12 protein-coding genes, 1 pseudogene and 1 riboswitch are annotated in these 14,212 nt (G+C 64.1%); of the genes and pseudogenes, 5 read left to right on the forward strand and 8 right to left on the reverse strand.

What is annotated here, in order from left to right:
• Positions 1–78: 78 nt before the first annotated feature.
• Both ACOPJ3_RS09935 and ACOPJ3_RS09940 read right to left on the reverse strand, forming a co-directional pair.
• On the reverse strand, positions 79–453 hold the full coding sequence (locus ACOPJ3_RS09935) for a fluoride efflux transporter FluC (RefSeq protein ID WP_427869015.1): 375 nt from the start codon (positions 451–453) through the stop codon (positions 79–81).
• Positions 450–848, reverse strand: coding sequence for a fluoride efflux transporter FluC (locus tag ACOPJ3_RS09940; RefSeq protein ID WP_427869016.1), 399 nt, complete (start codon positions 846–848; stop codon positions 450–452). The genes ACOPJ3_RS09935 and ACOPJ3_RS09940 overlap by 4 nt, the downstream gene beginning before the upstream one ends.
• A gap of 51 nt (positions 849–899) precedes the next feature.
• Between ACOPJ3_RS09940 and ACOPJ3_RS09945 the strand changes: the two genes are divergently transcribed.
• Positions 900–1,646 (forward strand): PIG-L deacetylase family protein, encoded by a 747-nt coding sequence (locus tag ACOPJ3_RS09945; protein ID WP_427869017.1) that lies wholly within the window; start codon positions 900–902, stop codon positions 1,644–1,646.
• A 65-nt stretch (positions 1,647–1,711) separates the two neighbouring features.
• Here the strand turns inward: ACOPJ3_RS09945 and ACOPJ3_RS09950 are convergent, their stop codons facing one another.
• Positions 1,712–2,950, reverse strand: coding sequence for an Nramp family divalent metal transporter (locus tag ACOPJ3_RS09950; protein WP_427871213.1), 1,239 nt, complete (start codon positions 2,948–2,950; stop codon positions 1,712–1,714).
• 159 nt (positions 2,951–3,109) lie between these two features.
• On the opposite strand from ACOPJ3_RS09950, the gene ACOPJ3_RS09955 reads away from it, so the two are divergent.
• Together ACOPJ3_RS09955 and ACOPJ3_RS09960 are read left to right on the forward strand one after the other, a co-directional pair.
• Complete coding sequence (locus ACOPJ3_RS09955) at positions 3,110–3,655, forward strand: hypothetical protein (RefSeq protein ID WP_427869018.1); 546 nt, start codon at positions 3,110–3,112, stop codon at positions 3,653–3,655.
• Between the two features lie 273 nt (positions 3,656–3,928).
• Entirely contained in the window at positions 3,929–4,597 is a 669-nt protein-coding gene (locus tag ACOPJ3_RS09960) for a SagB/ThcOx family dehydrogenase (RefSeq protein WP_427869019.1), read from the forward strand.
• Positions 4,598–4,644: 47 nt separating this feature from the next.
• Here ACOPJ3_RS09960 and ACOPJ3_RS09965 read toward each other — a convergent pair.
• Positions 4,645–5,673, reverse strand: a pseudogene (locus ACOPJ3_RS09965) (IS3 family transposase); the annotation flags it as partial.
• Positions 5,674–6,146: 473 nt separating this feature from the next.
• Between ACOPJ3_RS09965 and ACOPJ3_RS09970 the strand changes: the two are divergent.
• Positions 6,147–7,067, forward strand: coding sequence for a restriction endonuclease (locus ACOPJ3_RS09970; RefSeq protein ID WP_427869020.1), 921 nt, complete (start codon positions 6,147–6,149; stop codon positions 7,065–7,067).
• A gap of 65 nt (positions 7,068–7,132) precedes the next feature.
• On the opposite strand, the gene ACOPJ3_RS09975 is transcribed toward ACOPJ3_RS09970, so the two are convergent.
• The 4 genes from ACOPJ3_RS09975 to ACOPJ3_RS09990 all read right to left on the reverse strand — a co-directional run bounded on the left by ACOPJ3_RS09975 (position 7,133) and on the right by ACOPJ3_RS09990 (position 12,638).
• Positions 7,133–7,711, reverse strand: a complete 579-nt coding sequence (locus tag ACOPJ3_RS09975) for a hypothetical protein (protein WP_427869021.1) — start codon at positions 7,709–7,711, stop codon at positions 7,133–7,135.
• Between the two features lie 29 nt (positions 7,712–7,740).
• Positions 7,741–7,858, reverse strand: a riboswitch (SAM riboswitch).
• Positions 7,844–8,476: a hypothetical protein gene (locus ACOPJ3_RS09980; protein WP_427869022.1), complete on the reverse strand. Its 633-nt coding sequence runs from the start codon at positions 8,474–8,476 to the stop codon at positions 7,844–7,846. It overlaps the preceding riboswitch by 15 nt.
• Positions 8,477–8,667: 191 nt before the next feature.
• Complete coding sequence (locus tag ACOPJ3_RS09985) at positions 8,668–11,796, reverse strand: type I restriction endonuclease subunit R (protein WP_427869023.1); 3,129 nt, start codon at positions 11,794–11,796, stop codon at positions 8,668–8,670.
• Positions 11,793–12,638: a hypothetical protein gene (locus ACOPJ3_RS09990; RefSeq protein ID WP_427869024.1), complete on the reverse strand. Its 846-nt coding sequence runs from the start codon at positions 12,636–12,638 to the stop codon at positions 11,793–11,795. The genes ACOPJ3_RS09985 and ACOPJ3_RS09990 overlap by 4 nt, the downstream gene beginning before the upstream one ends.
• A 97-nt stretch (positions 12,639–12,735) precedes the next feature.
• Between ACOPJ3_RS09990 and ACOPJ3_RS09995 the strand changes: the two genes are divergently transcribed.
• Positions 12,736–13,931 (forward strand): IS3 family transposase gene (locus tag ACOPJ3_RS09995; RefSeq protein ID WP_226557223.1). Its coding sequence is split into 2 segments (ribosomal slippage): positions 12,736–13,018 and positions 13,018–13,931, totalling 1,197 coding nucleotides; the frame shifts between segments, so codons are not numbered across the junction.
• The last annotated feature ends 281 nt before the right edge of the window (positions 13,932–14,212 follow it).

Here is a 14,212-nt window from a genome sequence, read left to right on the forward strand (position 1 = left end):
TGCGCTCAGCTCGGCCGTCTGCCCAAAAACGTGAAGTTGGGTGCAGATTTCTTGCTGAGCGCTGCGGGCTCCGTCACTCTAGGCGGCGGCGATCCCGCGCCCGAGCAGGATCCCGAGCAGCGCGACGGCGGCGGCCGCGGCGATGAGCCCCGGGCCGTTCGCGAGGGCGGCGCCGTATCTGCGCTCCTGGAGCAGCCGGACGCTGTCGACGCTCGCCGTGCTGAACGTCGTGTAGCCGCCGAGGAAGCCGGTCGCGAGTATCGCGGCGGCGGGCTCGGCGAGCGCGAGGCCGGCGAGGATCCCGAGCGCGAACGAGCCGGTGAGGTTCACGACGGCGATGCCCCACGGGAATTTTCCCCCGGTGAGGGCTTTGATCCAGGAATCGAGCGCGAAGCGGGAGGCCGCGCCGAGGCCGCCAGCGACCGCGATGCCGATGGCCATGAGCGCGGTCATGCGGCCGGCTCCGTGCGGCCTGCGCGGCCGGCGCGGCCGGCCAGGATCCCGAGCCAGCTCGCGAGCCCGCCGAGGATGAGCGTGGCGGCGGCGTAGCCGATTGCGGCCGCGAGCTGGGAGTCGAGCGTGAACTGCGCGACGTCGACCGCGAGCAGGCTGTAGGTGGTGAAGCCGCCCATGACGCCCGTGCCGAGCAGCAGGCGGGCGCGCGGGGCGCCGGGGAAGCGCTCGAGCAGGAGGCCGAGGAGGAATGCGCCGAGCACGTTCACGGCGAGCGTGCCGATGGGGCCGGGCAGCACGGCGCCCACCCCTGCGCGGGCGAGTGCGCCCGCCGCTCCCCCGACGCCGACGAGCAGGGCGTCGCGCCCAATGCTTTGCCTCCGCGACACCGTCATGCAGCAACCCTACCCACACCCCTTGCCGGTTGGGCAGCGTAGGGTGGGGGCATGACCGATGATGCTCAGCAGCAACAGAAGCTCACCCCGATCGACACCACAGGCATCGAGCGGATCCTCGTCGTCGTGGCGCACCCCGACGACGCCGAGTACGGCACCTCCGCGGCCGTCGCCGAGTGGACCTCGCAGGGCATCGAGGTGGGATACCTCCTGCTCACGTCCGGCGAGGCCGGCATGCAGCGCCCGCCGGAGGAGGCCGGGCCGCTCCGCGCGCTCGAGCAGCGCGACGCGACGGACGCCGTCGGTGTCGAGCGCCTCACGATCCTCGACTTCCCCGACGGCATGCTCGAGTACGGGATCCCGCTCCGCCGCGCGATCACGCACGAGATCAGGGTGTTCCGCCCCGACGCCGTGGTCTGCGGAACGGGCGAGCTGTTCGTCGGCTGGGGCATCGACCACCCGGACCACCGCGCGGCGGGCCTCGCCGCGATCGACGCCGTGCGCGACGCCGACAACCGCTGGAGCTTCCCCGAGATGCTGAAGGAGGAGGACCTGGAGCCGTGGGGCGCGGCACAGCTCTTCCTCACCGGCACGGAGCCGAACGGCTTCGTCGAGGTCTCTGAGCGCGCCGAGGAGCGGGCCGTCGCCTCGCTCACGGCGCACAAGGCCTACCTCGCCGACCTGCCGTGGCACCCCGCACCGAAGGACTTCATCCCCGGGATCCTCGCCGACGGCGGGAAGCGCGCCGGCGTCGCGCGCGCCGTGACCTTCGACGTGCGGAAGCTGCGCGAGATGTAGCGGCGCTGGTGCCCGCAGGCCGGCCGTTCGCCAGTCGCGGCGCCAGGATCCTGCGCCCGCTGACGCTACGCCCCGCCGAACTGCAGCACGAGCAGCGCGACGTTCAGCCCGATGATCCCGGCCGCGACGAGCCAGCCGGCCGCGGCCGTCCACCACCTGTTCGTCGCCGGGCCCATGAGCTCGCGCCGCGAGGTCAGCCAGACGAGCGGCACGAGCGCGAACGGGATCCCGAACGACAGCACGACCTGGCTCATAACGAGCGCGAACGACGGATCGACCCCGATCGCGAGCACGACGATGGCCGGGATGATCGTGAGGAGCCGCCGCCCGATCAGGGAGAGTTTCGTGCGGAAGAGCCCGCCCATGATGTCGCTGCCGGCGTAGGCGCCGACCGCGGTCGACGCGAGGCCGGAGGCGAGGAGCGCGATCGCGAACATCGCCGCGGCGACGGGGCCGAGCGCCGCGCCGATCGCGGCGTGCGCCCCCTCGAGGCTCTCGGTGCCCTCGACGCCCGGCAGCACGGTCGCCGCGACGAGCAGCATCACGAGGTTCACGGAGCCCGCGATCGTAAGCGCGATCGTGACGTCAACCCTCGTCGCGGGGAGGAGCCGCGGCAGCGGGATCCGCTCGCCGCCGTCGGCGCCGAAGCGATCCCGCGCGAGCGAAGAGTGCGCGTAGATCGCGTGCGGCATCACGGTCGCCCCCATGATGCTCGCGGCGAGGAGCACCGATTGCGGGCCGTCGAAGCGCGGGATCATGCCGCCGAGCACGTCGCCGGCCGCCGGCGGCTGCAGCACGAGCCCGTAGCAGAACCCCATGACGATCACGATCATGAGCCCGATGATCGTGAACTCGAAGGTCTTCGCGCCGCGCTTCGCCTGCATGAGCAGCAGAATGGTCGACACAGCGGCGGTGATCACGGCGCCCGCGACGAGCGGCACGTCGAACAGGATCCAGAGCGCGACGGCGCCCCCGATCACCTCGGCAATGTCAGTCGCGATCGCGACGAACTGGGCCTGCAGGCCGAAGAGGAGCCGCGAGGTGCGGGTGCGGAAGCGGTCGCCGAGGAGCTCCGCCATGCTCTGGTTGGTCGCGAGGCCGAGCTTCGCCGAGAGGTACTGAACGAGCCAGGCTGCGACGTTCGCGACGATGAGCACCCAGACGAGCAGGTAGCCGAACTGCGCGCCCGCCGACATGTTGACGGCGACGTTGCCCGGATCGAGGTAGGCGACGCCCGCGACGAGCGCTGGCCCGAGGAGCCAGGCGGGCGCGCTGCGCTTCGCGCCGCGGGTCGCGCCGCGAATCCCGCCGCGCTCGGCCCGCCGATCCTGACCCTTCACACCCTGATCATACCCCTAAAACTTTTTTCTTCGCCTACCCGAACTCCCCTGTACCTCGCCGAACTAGCGAGCGGGTGACTCGCTTTGACATAGTGGATTCATAGCTACTGGCGAGGGGGCCTCATGTTTACCGAATTCCTACGCGACCAGGCGTTCGCGATCGCCTGGCTCGGGCTCATGGCCGGCGCCTGGTTCGGCTGGTCCCAGGAGGATCCGGCGCCGCGGCTGCGCGGCTGGCTCGGCGCTGGCTCGATCCTCGGCATGCTCGTCGCGATCGGCTTCGGCCTGCTCGTGTGGCGCAACTGGGGCACCGAGACGGCACTCGAGGGCCGCTACTGGGTCTTCGGCGTGGTCGTCGCGGCCGAGGTGATCCTGATCGGCGGCGGCTGCGCCGTGCTCGCCAAGCGCCGCGCAACCCGCTGGTTCGGCTGGTGGATCGGCCTCTGCGTCGCCCTGCACTTCGTGCCGCTGGCCTGGGTGTTCGCCGACTGGAGCTACCTCGGCCTCGCCGCGATCCAGGTGATCGGCCTCCTCGCGATGCGCCCCGCGCTCGTCCGCGGCGACTACCCCACGAGCCGCTGGGCCTGCCCCTGGATCGGGGTCACCTTCCTCGCGTTCGCGCTCGTCTCGGGCGGGATCTTCCTCGCGAAGTTCGGGTATCCGTTCTGAGTCCGTGCTGGCGATCCGCGGCCACAACGAGGTTCGCGAGCTCGTCCTCCCCGCGTTCCCGTCCTCCGCAAAGCACCAGCATCCGGAGATCCATCTCGGCCTGCCCCGCGGGATCACCCCCGATGCCGTCGATGATCAGGAGACGGCTCTCCTCCCCCATCGCGTCCGCGCAGCGGCTCAGGATCGCGGTCGCGTCGAAGGAGGCGGCGAACCGATGCCTCCCGGTTGCAGGTGGATGCATGAGACGATGGGGCTTCGACGAACGGAGCAAACTTGGCACAAGATCCTGAGCCTCGCCCGAACGATAGCAATCAAAGTTGGCACCGAGTCCCCCTGCCACTGTCGCAGGACACCGGCGCAGTCGCGGAGCTTCTGCAACACCGCAGGTCGAGCAAGTCGTATCGCGGTGATCGTATCGATCTTGTGACTCTAAGTCGGCTCCTGAGCACTACGGGCGGAATGGTTCCCGAGCAAAGGCGGCCCTACGGATCGGCACACGCAAGGTACGACGTCATGGTTACCGTGGTCGTAGCTGCTGTCGATGGGCTCGTTCCTGCCGTCTATCGCTACGTGCCGACAGAACACAGCCTTGTTTGCACGGCAGAGGGACAGCGCATCTCTTCCATTGCGGGGAGCACGCTCGATGCGGACTGGCTTACGGAGTGTCCCGTCGTGTTGATACTCTCGGCAGACCTTTCCGCCGCGAACAATGCGTTTGAAGATCAAGGGCCAGGGAGGGGTGAACGCTTCTGCTGGTTCGAGGCAGGGTTGATTGCCCAAAACATTTACCTTTGGGTCACTGAGAACACACTTGGCACCGTGTTTCTGGGCGGCCTCGATTCCACGAGAATGCAGGTAGCCGCAGAAGGGATGATTCCTCCTTCGCACACGGTGCTCGGCTTGCTCCCTATCGGCAGAAGCAAACGAACCGGGCCGGCGTAGTTGATGGTATGGGGCTGCTGCACGTTTAGGTGACCGCTGTGTCGGGCAGCGAGTGCGACCTGCCCGTTCATGATGGCCTCATACTCGACCGGCGTCAAACGCCCCAGCCGGGCCTGTCTGCGACGTCGATGATAGTTTCGCTCGATCCAGGTCACACCCGCGAGCCGCAGCGCGTCACGCGTGGCCCAGCCGCGACGTTCCAGGACGTTCTTCTGCAGCAGAGTGAAGAACGATTCCAACGCCACGTTATCCCCGGTAGCCCCGACTCGACCCATAGATCCGAGCATGCCGTGATGCTCGAGAAGACGGCGGAGCTTGCGGGTTCGGAACTGCGGACTCACGATCCGTATGCAGCACGCACCCAGCAACACTCCCGCGCCGCATCACCGCATTGTTCAGCGCACTGACCGCGAGCGATGACTTCATGCGTGAATCGATCGAATACCCCACGATCCGGTTCGAAAACACGTCTTCTACCGCGCAGAGATACCGTTTGCCTTCCTCGGTCCAGTGTTCTGTGATGTCCGAGAGCCGCACCTCGTTCGGGGCAGCCGTTGCGAACTCGCGTTGCAGGAGATCATCATGTGCCGGCGGGCCCGGCCTGCGCCCTTTCCCGCGTGCTTTCTTCTTCCCAAACACTGACCATCAGCCGTGGTCTCGGCAGAGTCTCCACGCGGTCCGATTGGCCATCGGTAGTACGGCTGGCGTGAGAGCTTCAATACCCGGCACGACAACTGGACGGGGATCTTGTCGTCGGCGAGCTCTCTCGCGAGCGGGTAGGAGCCTGTACCCGGGAGATGAGCCTGGGAGAGATACGCTGCCGCGCAGCGGAGGACTTCGCCTTCTTGCTCGAGGAGCTTGTTCCGGCGGCGCAATTCTTGGAATTCCTCACTCTCTCAGCGCGTGATGCCGGCCTTTTCCCTGGTCTCGACTAGCTCTTGCCGGATCCACTTCTCGAGGGTTCCGACATGGATGCCGAAGTCTTTCGCGATCTGCACAAGCGTCACCCCAGGGCCACGCTCGAGAGCGACTCAGGCGACGTCATCGCGGGACTCTTTGGGGAAACAAGGGGGCATAATAATCATCCTTCCAGGCAACCAGAAACCAGCCATATCGAATGTGACCTAAACGTGCAGCAGCCCCCTCCGTCGACCATGGGGAAAGTACAGCGCGTTGCACCACGACTCAGAGTCTGTCCCGATACGACCTGTTGCTCATGCCTGCACTACTGGCTCCCGCCCAACCCGACCTCGTCGATGCTTCGCGCGGCAACTCCTCGAATTCTATTCGACCTCGATCCCAGCTGCATACTGACCGTGAGCAGGATGCGACAATGGCGAGGAGGCCTGGCAACAACAAGCGCGTCGGTCTGATCAAGGACTTCTACTAGAAAAAACACTCGTAGTGGCCTCTGGGACAAGTCCGACCTGAAGTGCAACTACGTCGACACCAAGAAGACTAGCGGCATGTTCAAGAGCATCGTGCGGCTCGTTTGCCGTAATCCGCGTCGTCTTCATGGAGGGATGAGCCAGCCTGAGATAATGTTTCCATGCCCGAAGAAGTCTCGCTCGTCCCGATCTGGCCCGAGTTCGTCGTGCCTACACTCCAGATCCTCTCCGATGGCCGAAGCCGTCAGCGCAGGGAGGTCTTTGACGCCGTCGCCGCGCACGCAGACATCAGCGATGACGCCCGTGCTGAAACGCTGAAGTCGGGCGGCACCCGGTATGAGCAGCGAATGGGGTGGGTCCTGAGCCACCTCGGGAAGGCGCAATGGGTCGATCGCCCCGAGCGTGGGCATTATTTGATCAACGATGCCGGCAGGGCAGCGCTCGCGAAGTACCCCCAGGGATTCGACTATGCCCTGGCCCGCGAGGTCTTCGCCCCGTTCTGGCCCGAGAAGTCCAAGGCTTCCAGCCCGTCGGCAGCGCTTGCGCAGCAGTCGTCAGACGGGATCTCAGATCCCATCGAGGTGATCGAGGATGCCGTCGCACGCATCGAGGCGAGAGTCGGCGACGACCTGCTCGACCGCCTCCGCGACAGCCACCCCGACTTCTTCGAGCAGGCAGTCGTTGACCTGCTCCTCAAGATGGGATACGGCGGAGCCGCCCAGCGAGGCCGTCGCATCGGCGGTTCGAACGACGAGGGCATCGACGGGCTCATCGACCAGGACGCCCTCGGCCTCGACCAGGTCTACATCCAGGCGAAGCGCTACAAGGAGGGCAACAACGTCGGTCGCGAACCGATCCAGGCCTTCGTTGGGGCTCTCCACGGCTTCGGAGCCTCACGCGGCGTGTTCCTCACCACGAGCGCGTTCACCTCTGGTGCGATCGACTACGCGAAGAAGGTGCAATCGCGCATCATCCTCATCGACGGAGCCAAACTCGTTGAGCTGATGATCGCCTACCGCGTCGGGGTGCAGGAGCAGCAGAAGTTCAGCGCGGTAGAGATCGACGAGGACTACTTCGAGTAGGCCAGAGGTATGGGGACTCTTAGGTCCGCCCGAGTTACCCTGCGCTACTTGCCGTCGCACCGCGCTCAGCCGCGCCGAGACTCTGCTGGATCGAACAGCGGCGAGCCCAGCTCCTCGCGGAGCTGGCGGTAACGTCGAGCCGTCATGCCCTTCTCGGTGAGCTCTCGCACCCGCTCGGGATACCCGAAGACCTCTGGCAAGCCGCCTGAGCGAATCGTCGCCAGAGCTTCTGCGCGCACCTGGGAACCAGGGTGCACGAAGCCGTGCGGCTCGTACTGGAACAGATTCCAGCACCAGGCTGTTGCTTCTCCCAGAGTCATTCCGGACCAGCGGCCATGTTCCACGACGTCGCCGGCGTTCGGCTGATCGAACGCCGCCTCGAACTCGGCCAGATCGGCTTCGCGGCGCTCGATCGCAGCGAGTTCACGCTGCTGCTCGTGTTCCTGCGCCGCTGCTTCGATCATGGCTGCGACCTGCATCAGGCTGAGCGGCCCGTCATCGTCCTTGGACACGAAACTGATGGGCGGGTACTCACGGAGCATCCGCTCGGCATGCCCGCCCATGACGCGGCTGGGTATGGCTCGCCGCCCGAGAACGCTCCACCACTCACTATCAGGTAGCTGGCGCTTTGTTGTGAAGGACATGAGAACAGCCCCTCTCCGGGGCATCACCCCATCGAATCTTGCGACCTGAGTTCACCTGCCGCCCGTTCTTCCCCTGGGACACCCGGAAATCGATGGATTCGGGTTGTCGCGCGACCGGCCAGGTACCTACGGTCACGACTCTTGAACGTAGGAGGGACCATACCACAGACGTCGAGAGCGGCGCTCGCCGTAAAGCGATAGAAGCACCTTCAGGAGCGCGGGAAGGTCCGAGCGGACGACGAGAGCCAGCGGCTTCTTGCTGACCTTCCCGGAATGGGTGATCGCGGGTGTCTGGGGAGGGGTGTTGTTCTCCAGACCTGCGAAGACGCGCCAGGCCTGGACCACAGTCATCTCGCGTGAGCGCACGAGGACTTTGTCCTCCGCCTCTGAGAACTTGAGGACCTCGCCCAACGAAGCGTGCTCGATCGCAGTACCCGAGAACGCCTTGTATTCGGAAGCGAGCCATCGTGCCACAGCGTTGGTGGTGATCAGGTCCAGGCTCCCATCGCCCATGCGGACAGGAGCCTGTGAGAAGTTGTGCTCCCTCACGAGATCGAGGAACTCTGCGCATTCGCTTGCCTCGTCGAGCAGGCCGACTTGCCGGTTCGGCATCACCGAAGCGACTCGGGGAGGGTTCTCGAGCTGATCCGCGATCCGTTCGAACTCCTCAACGACTTTGTCACTCGGTTCCGCGATCGGATCGCCGGTGTGAGAACCCCTCGTGTGAAGGATCGCATTGCGCAGCTCCGCGTAGTCGAGGAACACGTCTCGCGTCGGAGCGACCGGGAGCTTGCTGGCTCGGACCCGCTTCGAAAAAGAGACGTAATCGGTGTTAGACTGCTTCCCTTCGAGCTGGCGGTCTACTCGGTTGTACGCGTCGATGAATCGTGCAGCGTTGGACGGCTGTGGTTCGTTCCTTGTTCTTCACTCCTCCAGGTCTGTACTGCTTGACGGCATTATGCCGCCGAAGCGAACACTTCCGCCTGCTTCAGCACGAACTCGACCGCGGTCTCCTCGGCATCCGGCGGATAGTCGTAGCGCGCAAGTATCCTGCGCACCTTCGAGCGCATCGCTGCCAGCACCGACTCCTTCAGGTTCCAGTCGATAGTCGCCGACTGCTGCACCGACTTCACGAGGTCCCGCGCGATGGCCTTGAGCGTCTCGTCGCCGAGCTCCAGCACCGCGGAGTCGTTCTGCGCCACCGCGTCGTAGAACGCCACCTCGTCCTCACGCAGGCCCAGCTGCTCGAATCGGCTCTGGTCGTCGCGGACCTGCTTCGCGAGCTTCACGAGCTCGGCGATGATCTCAGCAGTAGACAGAGATCTGTTCGTGTACCGCTTCACTGCCTCATCGAGCATCTCCGAGAACTTCCGTCCCTGCACAATGTTCTTGCGCTGCACCGTGCGGATCTGGTCGTTCAGGATCTTTCGGAGCAGCCCCATCTGGAGGTTCGGCTTGTCTTTGCCCGCGAGAGAGTCCAGGAACTCGTCGCTCAGGATCGAGATCTCCGGCGTCTCGACGCCCGCCAGCTTGTAGACGTCCACGACGTCCTCGGCGGCAACAGCCTCGTTGAGCAGCTGCCCGAGCGCGGTATCGATCTCCACCGCGCCAGAGCCTCCGCGGCCCGAGTCGGGGTTCAGGATCTTCAGGATCGCCGCGCGCACGTCCGTGAACAGACGCACGTCGTCGCGGATCGCCGTGGCCTCGTCGCGCGCGCCGGCCAGCGCGAACGCCTTCGCCAGCGCGAGCACCTCGTCGTTGAAGCGCTTTGTGCGGTCCGGCTCCGCCATCACGAAGTCGAGTACTTTCGCGTACTCCGCGAGGCGCTGAGACGACGACAGCCCGGGCGAGGAGTCGTAGGGGACGCCGTGCAGGATGCCGTGAACGACGTCGTGCTTCTCCAACATCGCATTGACGATCTCCTCGATCGGCACGCCCGCCTGGTCCCGGTCCGACGGCGAGTACTCCTGCAGCGCGTCCTGCAGATTCGCGAAGAGCCCGATGTAGTCCACGATCAGCCCGCCGGGCTTGTCGCGGAACGTTCGGTTCACGCGGGCGATCGCCTGCATCAGACCAGCGCCCTGCATCGTCTTGTCGACGTACATCGTGTGCATCGAGGGCGCATCGAAGCCGGTGAGCCACATGTCGCGCACGATCACGAGCTCCAGGGGGTCGTCGGCGTTCTTCGCCCGGAGCTTCAAGTCCTTACGCACGTCCTTCGAGTGGATGTGCGGCTGGAACTCGGCAGGGTCAGCGGCAGACCCGGTCATGACGACCTTGATCCTCCCCTTCTCGGGATCGTCCGAGTGCCAGTCGGGCCTGAGTGCGACGATCTTCTCGTAGAGGCGCACGGCGATGCGACGGCTCATGGCGACGATCATGCCCTTGCCGAGCATCGCCTCGCGGCGCTTCTCCCAGTGGTCGACGATGTCCTGCGCCACACGATCGAGCCGCGACTCCGAGCCAACAATCGCCTCCAGCCGCGACCAGCGCGACTTCGCGGCGGTCGCGGTGTCTTCCTCCACCGTCTCAGTGACCTCGTCGGCGAGGTCGTCGAGCGCAGCGAGATCAGTTTCTGAGAGCTCCACCCGAGCGAGCCGGGACTCGTAGAAGATCTTCACCGTCGCGCCATCGTCGACCGCCCTGGTGAGGTCGTAGACGTCGATGTAGTCGCCGAACACGGCACGGGTCGACTTGTCGTTCGACTCGATCGGAGTGCCCGTGAATCCGAGATAGGTCGCCCCGGGCAGCGCATCGCGCATGTGCTTCGCGAGGCCCGCCTTCAGCCTGCCATGGCGGTCGAGCGTCTCGCCGAAGCCGTACTGGCTGCGGTGCGCCTCGTCGGCGATCACGACCACGTTCCTGCGGTCAGTGAGCACAGGGTTCGTGTCGCCGTCCTCGCCGGGCGCGAACTTCTGCAGCGTGGTGAACACGATGCCGCCGGACGCCCGCCTGAGTTTCTCGCGGAGATCAGAGCGCGTCGACGCCTGCACCGGTGTCTCTGGCAAGATGCGCGCCGGCGCGAACGTCTCGCCGAACAGCTGGTCGTCCAGGTCGTTGCGGTCGGTGATGAACACGAGCGTCGGGTTCGCCATGCGCGGGTCCCGCATGATCTTCGCCGCGTAGAACACCATCTCGAAGCTCTTGCCCGAGCCCTGCGTGTGCCACACCACGCCGCCACGACGGTCGCCGTCGGGGCGCGAAGCAACAACGGTCGACTCCACGGCGGCATTCACAGCCCAGTACTGGTGGTACTTCGATACGCGCTTCACGACGGTGCGCGTCGGCTGACCGGTGCTCTTGTCGGTCACCGTCTCGTCGCTGAACACGACGAAGTTCTTCAGGATGTCGAGGAACCGCCCGGGCTCGAACACTCCTTTGACGAGCACCTCAAGCGCGGGCCGGTCGGTCACGACCTCGCGGCCCTCGATCGTCTTCCACGGCGCGTAGTGCTCGAACGCTCCTGAGTAGCTGCTCATCGCGGCCGACATGCCGTCCGAGATCACCGTCACCGCGTTCGGCACGAACACCGACGGGATGTCGTGCCGATACGTCTGCACCTGGTTCCACGCTGACTTCAGCGTCGCGTTCTCCGATGCAGGGTTCTTCAACTCAAGCAGCGAGACAGGCAGGCCGTTCAGCATGACGAGCACGTCAGGACGGCGCTTCTTGTCGTTCTCCACGATCGTGAACTGGTTGATCGCGACCCAGTCGTTATTGCTCGGAACGTCGAAGTCGACGAGCTGAAGCCGGGTCGTTCGGAGCAAGCCGTCAGAGTCACGGTGCTCCACAGGCACGCCCTCGACAATCAGCTTGTGCACGCGCGCGTTCTCGTCGATCGCGCTCTGTGACTCGGCGCGCTGGAATGACTTGATCGCCTCGGAGATCAGCGCAGGGGTCGCGTCGGGGTTGATACGTCGCATCGCCTCGCGGAGGCGCCCCCAGAGGATCACATCCTCGTAGGACTCGCGCTCGCTGGCGGGCTCACCCGGCGCGATGTCGGGCCCGTGCAGCACGGCGCAACCGAGCTCCGCGAAGTACTCCATCGCGGCTTGCTCGACGACGTTCTCGTTGAAGGAGGTCATGGGGCGACCTCTAGGTCGGCAGCCCTGATTCGGCCGGAGAGGAGTTCTGGGAGCAACTCATCTCTTGTAGCTTTCAGCGTTTCGCTTTCGCGTTCTAGCTGCCAAGCTTTCTCGATCATGAGACGAGCCCTATCGAGGAGTGCATGCAGGTCAGCGGGAATGGTAAGTTCAAAATCAAGCACAGCCTCAGGTGGTAGCGCCGCAACTGTCGTGCCTGTCGCAAACCCCTTGGCTCGATCACGGAATTCCGCGGTTTGAAGCTGTGCCCACAACAGAAGATTGTATTCGCTCCTCTCAAAGAACCTCACAACCGAAGTGTGGTGGGTATGGAGAGCGCCTTCGTATTGCGGAGGAACCAAGAATCCACGTCCGAGCAGTTCTCGGGCCTGTGTCAGGTCAGTATTGGCAAGTACAACTTCCCAGGGGCTAAGCGCATGCTGCGGCTTGAATGCACCTGTGTACCATTTAGTCCCCGCACTCTTCAGCTCACCGGTAGTGGTGAAACTTGCTAGGTTCAGCATCGGAAGTGCCCCGACCCCAGTACCGTCGTCAAGACCAGCCCCCTTGTAGGAAAGTCCTTTCGTCACGGTAGCAATGTCGCCAAGACGTATATGCTCGGCCCCGCTGCTCAGCATGGTGGTCACAACCTCAAAACTGAGCGCGATCGCCCGCCGGTTGGACTCGATCTTGTCGTCGAGTGCGCCGAGCGTCGCCGCGATCGCGCGCTGCTCTTCCCAGCTAGGCAGCTCGACTTTTTCAGCATCCAGGAAGTGCTGGAACTGGAAGTTTGCGATACCCGTCGATCTGTTCTGATATGCCCAGGTCCGACCGTCTGCATACATGCCTTGCAGCCACCAATAGACGAAGGGACCTGACCCCCGTTAGGTAGACACCTCTGATTCCAGCCAGTGTGGTTGGGAAGGAAGGTAATCTACCACCATGCCCCGCAAGGTTTACACGGAACAGTTCAAGCGCGACGCCGTCGCGATGTTCGAGTCGAACCCGGATACCTCAATGCGCAAGGTCGCAGAAGAACTCGGAATCAATCGCTCGACTTTGGGATGCTGGTACAAGCAATTCGGCACTAACGTCGCCAAGGATGAAGATGCAGCGTCACCCGTAGAAAAGCTTGCTGATGCGGAAAGAATCCGCCAGCTAGAACGCGAAAACAAAAGGCTTCGTGAAGAGCGCGATATTCTGCGTAAGGCCGCGAAGTATTTTGCGGAAGAGACGACCTGGTGATCCGCTTCCAGTTCGTTGACGACAATCTCGCCGACTACTCGGTCAAGCGGATGTGCACAGTCCTGGGGCTAAATCGGTCTTCGTATTACAAGTGGAAGAACTCGGCTCCACGGCGCCGTGCGCGCCTTGTAGATGACGCTGTGGTGGCCGCGGAGATCCAGGCAATTTTCGACGCTGAAAACGGCGTCTGGGGCGCTCGTCGCATCACTGCTGAACTCAACGACCGCAAGCGCGACAACGGCACTACACCTCCGGCTAAGCGCATCAATCGCAAGAGAGTGGCTCGTTTGATGCGGGCCCAGAACCTGTTCGGATTTCAAAAGAAGCGCAGGGTCAAGACCACTGCGCGTGACAAAGGCCGGCGCGTGTTCGCAGACTTGGTGAACCGTGATTTCACAGCCTGTGCTGCCAATCGTGTGTTGGTTGGCGATATTACGTATCTGCCGATCGCAGACGGGGCGAACATGTACTTAGCAACAGTGATTGATTGCTTTTCTCGCAAGCTTGTCGGCTTTGCTATCGCAAATCACATGCGTACCGAACTGGTAGAAGAGGCCCTCGAAAACGCTTCCCACCTGCGAGGAGGTCTTGATGGTGCGATTTTCCACTCGGATCATGGAAGCGTGTATACCTCGTCGCAGTTCCAGGCAACATGCAAGCGCTTGGGCGTTGCCCAGTCGATGGGCGCGGTGGGAACCAGCGCGGATAATTCGCTCGCCGAGTCGTTCAACGCAGCTTTAAAGCGGGAGGTCCTCAAAGATGCGAAGACCTTCGCCAATCAACTGATCTGCCGCAGAGACGTCTTCCGGTGGTGCGTGCGCTACAACACGTGCCGTCGGCACACTTGGTGCGGGTACCAAACTCCCGATGAGTTCGAGTCCCAAGCCGCTTAAGGTCTGATAGGCTTACACCTACTTTTGTTCACCCCACGGTGTCTACTTTCCGGGGGTCGGGCCCAAGTGAGGATAAGCCTTGGCGGGATCTATGCGCACAAGCCTGCAGAAGCTCGCTGGAATGACCGGCACATCGAACTGATCCAGGAGCCGCTGGCTCACGAAAACAGTCCGACCAGTTGGGCGGTCGGATGTGCCACCCGAGCCTTCGAGGATTATGTCGCCTACCTGAAGAGCGCGCTGGGGGATCTTCCGTGACGACTCCCATCGCAAAGGCACGG

The sequence above is a fragment of the Leucobacter luti genome (assembly GCF_050310065.1).
Lineage (GTDB): Bacteria > Actinomycetota > Actinomycetes > Actinomycetales > Microbacteriaceae > Leucobacter > Leucobacter luti_B.